Genomic DNA, 9,905 nt, shown 5'->3' with positions numbered 1-9,905 from the left:
TTGTTTGCTGTGCACTTTTTTTTGCTTTCACCAAAAAAACAAACGGCACAGGACTTTACCCATGCCGTTTCGGATTTCATTTTTATTCCTGTTCTTGTCTTTGAGCTAAACTAAATGACATTGCCCCGCGGGGTCGGCTTTTTGTGTTTTTTAGAATGTATAAGCTTCACACTTATCCATTTCTGAATAACTTCCCAAAATATGTTGTTTTAACAAATGTTCTTAGTTCAGATAATCTAGCGGAAATAGTCACGATCTATACTTCAGAAGGGTAGAAAACAACAAGAATAAATAGATAACCCACAATAATCCACACGGGAGTGAAAGAGAAACCATGAAAAACGGGTTAAAGAAAGAGTTAGCCATCGGTCTTGTTCTATCTATGTTCGTTCTGCTGCTTGCCGCTTGTGGAGGCGATAACAACAAAGAAGTAACTGCGAGTGCTGAAGTTGAGGAAATCTCGGTAGCGGAGCTTGAGAAGAAAGCGAAGGAAGAGGGCTCCGTCGTAAGCGTCGGAATGCCGGATTCCTGGGCGAACTGGAAAGACACATGGGTGGATCTGCAAACCAAGTACACGCTGGCTCATACAGACACCGATATGTCGAGTGCTGAGGAAATAGCCAAGTTCGAGGCGGAGAAAGATAAACCGACCGCGGATATCGGCGACGTCGGTATCGCATTCGGACCGGTAGCTATTGAAAAAGGTGTTACGCAAGCCTACAAAACCTCCTATTGGGATGAGATCCCCGATTGGGCCAAGGATAATGACGGGCATTGGATCGTAGGCTATCAAGGCTCGATCTCGTTCTTAACGAACACGAAGCTTGTCCAAACACCGCCCCAGAGCTGGGAAGATCTTAAAAATGGCGATTATAAAATCATTATGGGTGACGTGACGAAAGCTGCGCAAGCCCAAATGGCCGTATTGGCCGCAGCGATCGCTTTCGGTGGAGACGAGTCTAACATCGAGCCGGGAATTGCATACTTCGAGGACCTTGCGAAAAAAGGTCGCTTATCCAACGCGGAAGCCACACTTGCAAATATTGAAAAGGGCGAAGTCCAAGTGACGCTGATATGGGACTTTAACGCTCTGAACTACAGTGATCAGCTTGGCAAGGATCAATTCAATGTAGCCATTCCTAAAGAAGGCAGCGTTGTTAGCGGTTATGCCACAATCATCAACAAATACGCTCCGCATCCGAATGCGGCGAAGCTTGCTCGAGAATATATTCTAAGCGATGCAGGTCAGATTAACTTGGCCAAAGGTTATGCCAGACCGATCCGCGACAGCGTGAAACTGCCCGATGATGTAGCGGCAAAGCTGCTGCCTGTAGAAGAGTATGCCAATGTTAAACCAGTTGGCGATTACAAGGTATGGGAAGCTACAGCTAAGAGCATTCCACAGCTGTGGCAGGAACGCGTCCTTGTACACATGAGCTAGTCGCGAAAGCTTGAATTTACATTATTAGAGCCAATAGTGGAGCGTCTTCGTGTCCGTGCCGAAGGCGCCCCCTTTTATTAAGGGAGGAGAGGGAGGCATGAAGCGGAGAAATCGATGGGTTTTTCTAGGGCTAGTCCCCTTTGGGGTGATGGTCTTCGCGTTTCAATTCGCACCGATCTTGTCCATGTTAACCGGAAGCTTAAGACAGGAAGACGGTCTGGGCATTACGTTCGGCTTTTACTCTAGAATTATTCAAAGTGCCTTCTATTTGCAGGCGATTAAGAATAGTCTGCTCATTTCAATATCCTCGAGCGTGATCGGTATTGCCGTCGGACTCTTGTGCGCTTACTCCATCACGCGATTCTCGGCAAGGATGCGGGATCGACTTCTTATGCTTTCTAACATGACCTCGAATTTCGCCGGCGTTCCGCTCGCATTCGCTTATATCATCCTGCTTGGCAACAACGGGGTCTTCACGCTGCTGTTTAAGCAGTGGGGTTGGAGCGTGTTCGCTGACTTTAATTTGTATAGCTGGACAGGACTTATCTTGGTCTACGTCTACTTCCAAGTTCCGCTCGCTTTGCTTCTGCTGTATCCCTCCTTCTATGGAATTCGGGACCAATGGAAGGAAGCGGCGTCCCTTCTGGGTGCAAGCAGATGGCAATTCTGGTCAACTGTCGGCATACCGGTTCTTACGCCAGCTGTGTTCGGAACGCTGGGGATTCTCTTCGCGAACGCGATGGGCGCATACGCGACCGCCTATGCTCTAGTCGGCGGCAATTACAATTTGTTAGCTGTACGGATTGGCTCGCTGGTATCGGGAGACGTGGTGAACCAGCCGCAGCTTGGTAATGCGCTTGCGGTTATCTTAGCGTTATCGACCTTGCTGGCCGTTTATCTGAATCATAAGATGGCCCAGCGTTCTCAGCTGTTTCATTCCAATTCATCCTCCCTGCAAGTCCGCAGACGTCGAAGATTGCTGCGACCATGGGCCGGGGCTGTTAAGGAGGAGTTATGATGAAGACCCAAGTGAAGAAGACGGGCTGGAAACATCGCTTGTTAATGCTCGTGCTCATGATTTATTTACTGCTTCCTTTACTAGCCACCGGTATTTATGCGTTCGCTAAAGAATGGCAAACGACCTTGCTGCCTGAACGCTGGACGATGGAATGGTTCAGTGAGATGTTTCAGGATATTCGTTTTCTGGATGCGCTGTGGACTTCCCTGTATTTATGCTTGATAAGCGTAGTGCTTAGCTTAGTCATTATGTTGCCCGCTGTGTTTATCATTACGGTTTACTTACCCAAGTGGGAGACGTTCATGAAGGGGATCGTCGTTCTTCCCTATGCCGTACCCGGCGTCGTTGCGGCGGTTGGACTCATTCGCGCATACTCCTCCGGCCCGTTCGACATTACGGGAACGGCTTATATTCTGATCGGAGCCTATTTCGTTGTCATTTTACCCTACATGTATCAGGGAATTCGCAATAGCTTGTTAACTGTCTCGGCGGTAGAATTGCTTAACTCGGCGGAGCTGCTAGGTGCTAGTAGAATGAAAGCCTTCGTTAACGTCGTCCTGCCGAATATATGGCCTGGGGTTATGATCTCAACGCTATTATCCTTCTCCGTGCTGTTCGGCGAATTCGTGCTTACTAATATGTTAGTCGGCGGACATATTCACACGATCCAGGTTTACCTGTTCCGGCGGGTCGGGGAAAGCGGACACCTGGCTAGCGCGATTGCGATTTCCTACTTCGTGTTTATTCTAGTGCTGTCTATGATCCTAATGAAGCTAGGCAAAAAAATGAACAGGGGGATACAAGGATGAATGCATTCTTGGAGCTGCGAGGGATTCGCAAGCAATTCGGAAATACGAATGTACTGGACAATGTGGATTTGCAAATCCGCGAGGGGGAGCTCGTGACGCTGCTCGGGCCTTCCGGCTGCGGAAAAAGCACACTGCTGCGCTGCATTGCGGGTCTTACAGATTTGGACGGCGGTCAGATTCTGCTGGAGCAGAAGGATATCGTGAAGCTGCCGCCCCGCAGCCGGGAAATCGGAATGGTATTCCAATCCTACGCGTTGTTTCCCAATCTAACTGTCAGCGAGAACATCCAATACGGGATGAAAATGAGAGGGGCTTCCAAGGAAGAAAGACGCAAACGGTCCGAGGAATTGCTTGCGCTCATCGATCTCGAGGACAAACGCGATGCGTATCCCCAGCATCTCTCGGGAGGCCAGCAGCAGCGCGTGGCGCTTGCCCGTTCGCTAGCCGTCCAGCCCAAGGTTCTTCTGCTTGACGAACCGCTAAGCGCGTTGGATGCCAAAATTCGCAAAAACCTGCGGACGGAAATCCGCGATATCCAGAAACGGTTTAACATGACGACGATATTCGTAACCCATGACCAGGAAGAGGCGCTAACCTTATCCGACCGGGTATGCCTCATGAACAAGGGAAGCATCGTTCAGGAGGGTACCCCGGAAGAGTTATACACAACTCCGCGAACAGAGTTTGTCGCTCGTTTCATGGGAAGCTACAACGTACTGACCAAGCCCGAAGCAATGAGGCTGTTCGAGCGGTTGGACAGTGCGGCGGAAAGCTTCGCGGTTCGTCCCGAATCGGTCATTCTTCTGAACGAGGAAACCCGCAAAGAAGCGGTACTTGCCGGTAAAAGAATCGTGGACGGAACGATCTACTCAGTGATCATTTTAGGGAATATCATCCGTTACTCCATAGATGTTGCGGGCGTCAGGCTGACGATCGATGCTCTTAATGACGGCAGGTCGTTGCGAATAGGCGAGCGAAGTCACGTAAGCTTAGCCTTAGATGACAACCAGCTGCTGCATCTTGAGAGGGAAGGAGCGTAAGGAATGTCTATATCCTCGGAGGAACGCAAACGAGTCATCATAGAACAATTAAAGCTGGAAGGGCAAGTTAAGGTACCAGAGTTATCGTTTCGATTGACTGTCTCGGAAGAAACCGTTCGCCGCGATCTTCTGTTATTGGAAAGGGAAGGTTTCGTTAAACGTGTATACGGGGGAGCTGTGCTTACTAAGCCGTCCAACTACGAGCCTCCATACCTGCAACGCCAGAGGGTGAAGGCAGAGGAGAAAGAAAGAATCGGGCGCGCGGCGGCAAATCTTATCGAATCCGGCGACACGATCGTCATTGATGTCGGCACGACGACGCTCGAGCTAGCCAAAGCGATCGTCGGGAGGGAACGGCTTACCATCCTGACCAATTCCCTCGCAGTTTCCTATTATTTAATGGAGTCTCTGAACAGCGGGCAGTTTACTGGCAAGATCATCGTGATCGGAGGAGAAATGAATCCATTGCAGCAGTCGATGTCGGGTACGCTAGGCGAAAGCGTAATGTCACAGTTCCGGGTAGACAAAGCTTTCATCTCCGCCGGTGGAATATCCCTGAAGCGTGGGATCAGTGATTACGATTTGGCTGAGACGGGTATGTCGCGGCGGATGGTGGAGGCGGCCAGCAAGACGATTGTGCTGGCGGACGATTCCAAGCTGGATAAAGAAGCGTTTGTGGAGATTATTCCTCTTCGGAGAGTTCATGTCATCGTGAGCAACATTGCTCCTCCGAAGGAATGGGTGCAGATGCTCAGATCTAATCATCTGCAATGGGTAGAAGCAATATGAAAGGGGGGGAGTCGCTTGATGGAAACGGCAGACAAGCTCATCGTTGTTGTCTTAGATGGTCTAAGATATGATTCGGCCCGTAAGTATTTAGGTTACATGGAGCACCTCGTCGAACAAGGGGAAGTCGCTTGTTATCAGGTTCGATCCCAGCTGCCCAGCCTCTCGCGTCCACTCTATGAAGTATTGCTTACCGGGACTCCGGCTGTGAAGAACGGCATCACGGCTAATCATATCGTGAGATTGAGCCAAGAGCAAAGCGTGTTTTATATCGCTGCCAGGGCTGGATTAAGAACGGCTGCTACAGCTTATCATTGGGTTAGCGAGCTGTATAATTGTGCGCCCTTTCATCCCGTTGCCGATCGACATCAGCATGACCTAAGCAAGCCGATTCAGCACGGGATATTCTACTTCGAAGATCATTATCCGGACAGCCACTTGTTCGTGGACGCCGAATATTTGCGAACGACGTACGATCCTCATTTTCTATACATCCACTCTATGAACATAGATGATGCGGGACATAAGTATGGAGGAGAAAGCAAGCAATACGAGGCTTCTGTCCGCGCTGCAGATAGCATGCTTGCAACATTAATTCCGGTATGGATGTCACAAGGTTATCGCATAATCGTGACTTCCGACCACGGAATGAACGCCATCGGTCAGCATGGAGGCACGGAACCGGAGGAGCGGCTAGTTCCTCTCTATATAGGTGGAGAACCACCTATCCTTCCGAAGCTGCAAGGCGAGCAGGTCTTGTCACAGCTTATCCTTGCCCCGCTAATGTGTCGTTTCCTTGGACTTGTGCCTTCCGGTGCGATGGTTGACCTTGAGAAGCCAGCATTAATAGGGATTGCAAACACATAACGGGGGAGAGGTCGCCGATGAAGGTTGACATGCATTTTCATCTAGAGGAAGGCCCTTATTCGTTGCGGTGGCTGTCGCGTACCCTGCAGGCGCTGGCTTCCACAGAACCGAAGCCGGATCAGACAATAGGCCGCCATACGCTTCGTTACGCGGAAGAAATATCGATGCTGATGGAGAAAAGGTTACAAAAAGGATGCTTCAGCGAGGAATGGCTGGATCGGTATTTGACTACAGGGCGCGCACGGGGAATCGAAGCGTTCGGCGTGGTCGACCATCTGTACCGCTTCCGGGAATGCCGACCGTATTACGAGAAGCACATGCTGCTAGATGACAGCCCGATCGGCAGGCTGCAGCAGGCTTGGCTGGACCAGGTCTGCGTGGCTTCGATCTCCGAGTTCGTCGGATTCGTGGCGGAGGCGAAGAAATCTCGTCCGGATTTATCACTTGGGATAGAAGCGGATTTCTTCCCGGGCGGCGAAGCTGAGCTTCGAGGTTTGCTTACAGGGTATGACTGGGATTACATTATCGGATCGGTCCATTTCTTGGAGGGATGGGGCTTCGACAATCCGGAGACTCAGGATGAGTTTAAGGAATTGAACCCTGTTGAAACCTATGCTCGTTATTTCGATTTGCTTCAGCAAGCTTGCGCTTCGGGCTTGTTCCAAATCATCGCTCACCCGGACAACCTTAAGGTATTCGGATTTCGCCCGGATAATGAGAAGGAACTGCTTCCCTTTTACCGGAAGTTAGCGGAAGAAATGATTATAAGCGGCGTTGCCACGGAAATAAATACCGGTCTTGCCTACCGATTCCCGATAGCGGAAAGTTGTCCGAGTCCCTTGTTCCTGTCGGTGCTGGCCCAGTATCACGTCCCGCTTACTTTGTCTTCCGACGCCCATTTTCCGGACGATATCGGTATGTTGTTAGATGAAGCCAAATCAGCCGCGGCAGATGCAGGATATACGGAGTTGACGGTGTTCAGAGGACTTAAGCCGATTCAGGTGCCTATCGGAAGCCGCATATCAGTCTGATAACAAGCAGAGCGTTAGTTGGCGTTATGACGGAAGTACCACTTGGAGCACATCCAATGACCGTAAAAAAGACCGTCCGAGGACGGTCTTTTTTCTACCCGAGAGGCGCTATTCGAATTGATAACCGTATCCCGCGCCTCCAGCTGCGTATTGCTACAGACTGGATCGGGTAAGGGATACGTTCAACATCTGACTACTAATGTTGACGCACCTCCTTCCTTTGTATAGCAATACTAGCATAGAGAGAAAATAAAATCTATCTAATTATTTGAATTATCAGATAATATTTTATTGAAGTCGAATTTCGTTGACATTCCATGATATTTGTCCTAATCTGTAGAAGGAAATAATTACTATTACATTCCGATAAAGGCAAAATTTCCGAAAGGAAATGACGCAAAGTCATGGGTCTAAGGCCTTGGGTAATCCAGGGGTATGATCGCCAGACAGCCGAAGGATATGGACTGCTCCTCAAGGATCTCTTGATAGGCGCGTATTCATTTCGGATACGCTTTTTTTGCGTGTTTATATTGAAAAAAAACGATAGGGGAGATAGCTATGCGTAAATTTCGAATGGTAATGTTGTTGGTAATTGCAGTTTTTTCATTGGGCATATCAAACGTAGTAGGTGCCGCCGGTATTTCCACACAGCCTAAGGTGTATATTGATGGAGAAGAGCTGGTCATAAAAGGTCAGCCGCCGGTAATGATTAAAGGTTCGTTATTTTTACCTCTGCGGGTCATATTTGAAGCCCTGGGAGCTCAGGTATCCTGGAATAATACCGCACAAATGTTGACTGCTACGAAAGAAGACCCGACATTAATTGAATTTTTCGGACACAAGCATATCGAGTTGAAGCTAGGTGATTCCAAAGCGCTCCTGAACGGAGAGAAGGAAGTTAAATTGGCTGCGCCAGCACGGAAAGTTAACGGAAATGTAATGGTGCCCCTGCGTTTCGTAGCAGAAGTACTTGATGCCCAGGTTAGTTGGGATGGGAAAAACCGTACCGTGCAAATCTTGACTACCACTTTTGAGGAATTCGTCTATACCCAGAACACCGATGGTTCGGAGAGTGAATATATCACGAACTTGGAAGGTATTCCTGAAAACCCTCCTCTGGACAAAGAACTGGTGTATCTTCTGATGTACCAACAACATGGGGGAGCTATCAAATACTATGCGGCCTTATCCGGTATCGTAGAATCAAATAGCAATGGTGGGTCGAAGGAGCGAGTAACAGTGATTTCAGAAGGAAACTTCGACGACGAGTACATGTGGAAAGGCAATTACGATGTATATTCCACGGAATTTGATACCGATAAAGAAAACTACCATAAATTCGGAAGTGTAACTGCACAAGCGATACAGGCAACAAATGATAAGAATGAGTTGTTGCAGGACGAGAATGGGAATCCGATTGCGGATTATTCATACATTCCGCTCACTGTAAGTCAAGCAATTGAGAATAGTTTGATAGTAACGGATTAAGCGTCATCGACACATTTTTTAAGATACCTTATTAAGCCCATAATCTATCATATCCGCCGAGAGGACGCCCTCTTCAAGCGACACTAGGAGCTAAGAGGGTGGTGAATCGGCGACTTCCGTGAAATATCTTCAAAGACCTCTCTCTACCGCACATATTATGGTAAAATAAAACTAGATTAGCGAACATATGTGCGTAGTGGTCGAAGGAGGTGAAATCATGGCAGATGCCACCTACAAAACTTTTCAGATTTGGATCAAGGATGGTCACCGCTTATTCCCATACTTCGAGCAGATGTGTTTAGATGCCAAACACTTGTATAATACCACTAACTTTTACATTCGGCAGGTTTATACTTCATTCCGACAAGATAAGTCCCTGCAACCGTTGCAACAAGAAGTGATGAACACCCTGCATCAATATATCGAAGAGATGAATGAACGCCAACTTGAAGCCTATCGGTCGAATATCGCTAGGCAGCAGCTTAAACCTGCTTCGGAACGTCGAGAGATTCACTGTAACAACTTCGAGCTGCCTTCAGAAGTTAGATCCATGGTTGACTACAACTTCTTAGACTGCTTATTCAAGGTCATGAAACAGGCCGATTATCGGGCCCTTCCAACGCAAAGCAGTCAATGGGTGATGAAGCATGCTTTTCAGAACTGGAAATCATTCTTTGCCAGCATCAAGGATTACAGGCGACATCCCGAGAAATACAGAGGAAGGCCTCGTATGCCATCTTACAGCCGAGCGAAAGACAAAGAAGTCGTGTTCACGAATCAGGACTGCGAAATCAAAGAAGGGAAGTACCTGAAGCTTCCGAAAACGAGCTTTCGATTAAACATCGGTAAGCTCGGATACACCGGCGAAAAGCTGAAACAGGTGCGAGTCGTTCCAAGGTACGGGCAATATGTAGTGGAGTTGATCTTTGAAAGTCCGGTTGCAACTGAAGCTTTAGACAAAGAGTGCTTCATGGCGATTGATCTAGGCCTTAATAATCTTGCAACCATGGTCACCACGACGGGCTTACAACCTGTGTTGGTGAAGGGCAAGCACATCAAAGCGATCAATCAGTACTATAACAAGCTGAAGGCGCACTATACGGGCATCCTTCGTCAGGGAAAGAATCCGAAAGAAGGGCCGCATACCTCCAAGCGATTGGAACGCTTACATCGGAATCGTCATCGCAGAATCAAAGATTTGTTTCATAAGGCAAGTCACCAGATCATAAGGCTCGCTGTTCAGCAGAATATCGGTACGATCATCATCGGACAGAACGAGGGATGGAAGCAAGAGGCAAACATGGGTAAACGAACGAACCAATCCTTCTGTCACATCCCTCATCACATGTTGAAGTCCATGATCCGATACAAAGCCGCGCAGCATGGCATTGCCGTACAATTCACAGAGGAAGCTTATACATCGAA

At 48.5% G+C, this 9,905-nt stretch carries 9 protein-coding genes and 1 riboswitch; all 9 genes read left to right on the top strand.

Features of this window, described 5'->3' with window-relative positions; translation table 11 throughout:
- Window positions 1-334 precede the first annotated feature (334 nt).
- Window positions 335-1,441, top strand: a complete 1,107-nt coding sequence (locus tag ACESLK_RS29330; protein WP_373233389.1) for an ABC transporter substrate-binding protein — start codon at window positions 335-337, stop codon at window positions 1,439-1,441.
- Window positions 1,442-1,538: 97 nt separating this feature from the next.
- A complete protein-coding gene (locus ACESLK_RS29325; RefSeq protein ID WP_373233388.1) occupies window positions 1,539-2,459 on the top strand; it encodes an ABC transporter permease in 921 nt (306 codons plus the stop codon).
- The gene (locus tag ACESLK_RS29320) at window positions 2,459-3,268 is read left to right on the top strand and encodes an ABC transporter permease (RefSeq protein WP_373233386.1); all 810 of its coding nucleotides are present in this window, start codon (window positions 2,459-2,461) and stop codon (window positions 3,266-3,268) included. The genes ACESLK_RS29325 and ACESLK_RS29320 overlap by 1 nt, the downstream gene beginning before the upstream one ends.
- On the top strand, window positions 3,265-4,308 hold the full coding sequence (locus ACESLK_RS29315; protein WP_373233384.1) for an ABC transporter ATP-binding protein: 1,044 nt from the start codon (window positions 3,265-3,267) through the stop codon (window positions 4,306-4,308). The genes ACESLK_RS29320 and ACESLK_RS29315 overlap by 4 nt, the downstream gene beginning before the upstream one ends.
- Before the next feature lie 3 nt (window positions 4,309-4,311).
- Entirely contained in the window at window positions 4,312-5,097 is a 786-nt protein-coding gene (locus ACESLK_RS29310; protein WP_373233382.1) for a DeoR/GlpR family DNA-binding transcription regulator, read from the top strand.
- Window positions 5,098-5,115: 18 nt separating this feature from the next.
- On the top strand, window positions 5,116-5,961 hold the full coding sequence (locus ACESLK_RS29305) for an alkaline phosphatase family protein (protein ID WP_373233380.1): 846 nt from the start codon (window positions 5,116-5,118) through the stop codon (window positions 5,959-5,961).
- A gap of 17 nt (window positions 5,962-5,978) precedes the next feature.
- On the top strand, window positions 5,979-6,992 hold the full coding sequence (locus ACESLK_RS29300) for a PHP domain-containing protein (RefSeq protein WP_373233379.1): 1,014 nt from the start codon (window positions 5,979-5,981) through the stop codon (window positions 6,990-6,992).
- 361 nt (window positions 6,993-7,353) lie between these two features.
- Window positions 7,354-7,447, top strand: a riboswitch (cyclic di-GMP riboswitch).
- A gap of 103 nt (window positions 7,448-7,550) precedes the next feature.
- Window positions 7,551-8,480 carry a copper amine oxidase N-terminal domain-containing protein gene (locus ACESLK_RS29295; protein WP_373233378.1) on the top strand — a complete coding sequence of 310 codons (930 nt, stop codon included), beginning with the start codon at window positions 7,551-7,553 and terminating at the stop codon, window positions 8,478-8,480.
- Between the two features lie 217 nt (window positions 8,481-8,697).
- Window positions 8,698-9,905: RNA-guided endonuclease InsQ/TnpB family protein (locus ACESLK_RS29290; RefSeq protein WP_373233376.1), on the top strand; the 1,208-nt coding region annotated here is incomplete at its 3' end.

The sequence above is a fragment of the Cohnella sp. genome, assembly GCF_041640265.1.
Lineage (GTDB): Bacteria > Bacillota > Bacilli > Paenibacillales > Paenibacillaceae > Cohnella.
This window is presented reverse-complemented; position numbering and strand designations above follow the sequence as displayed.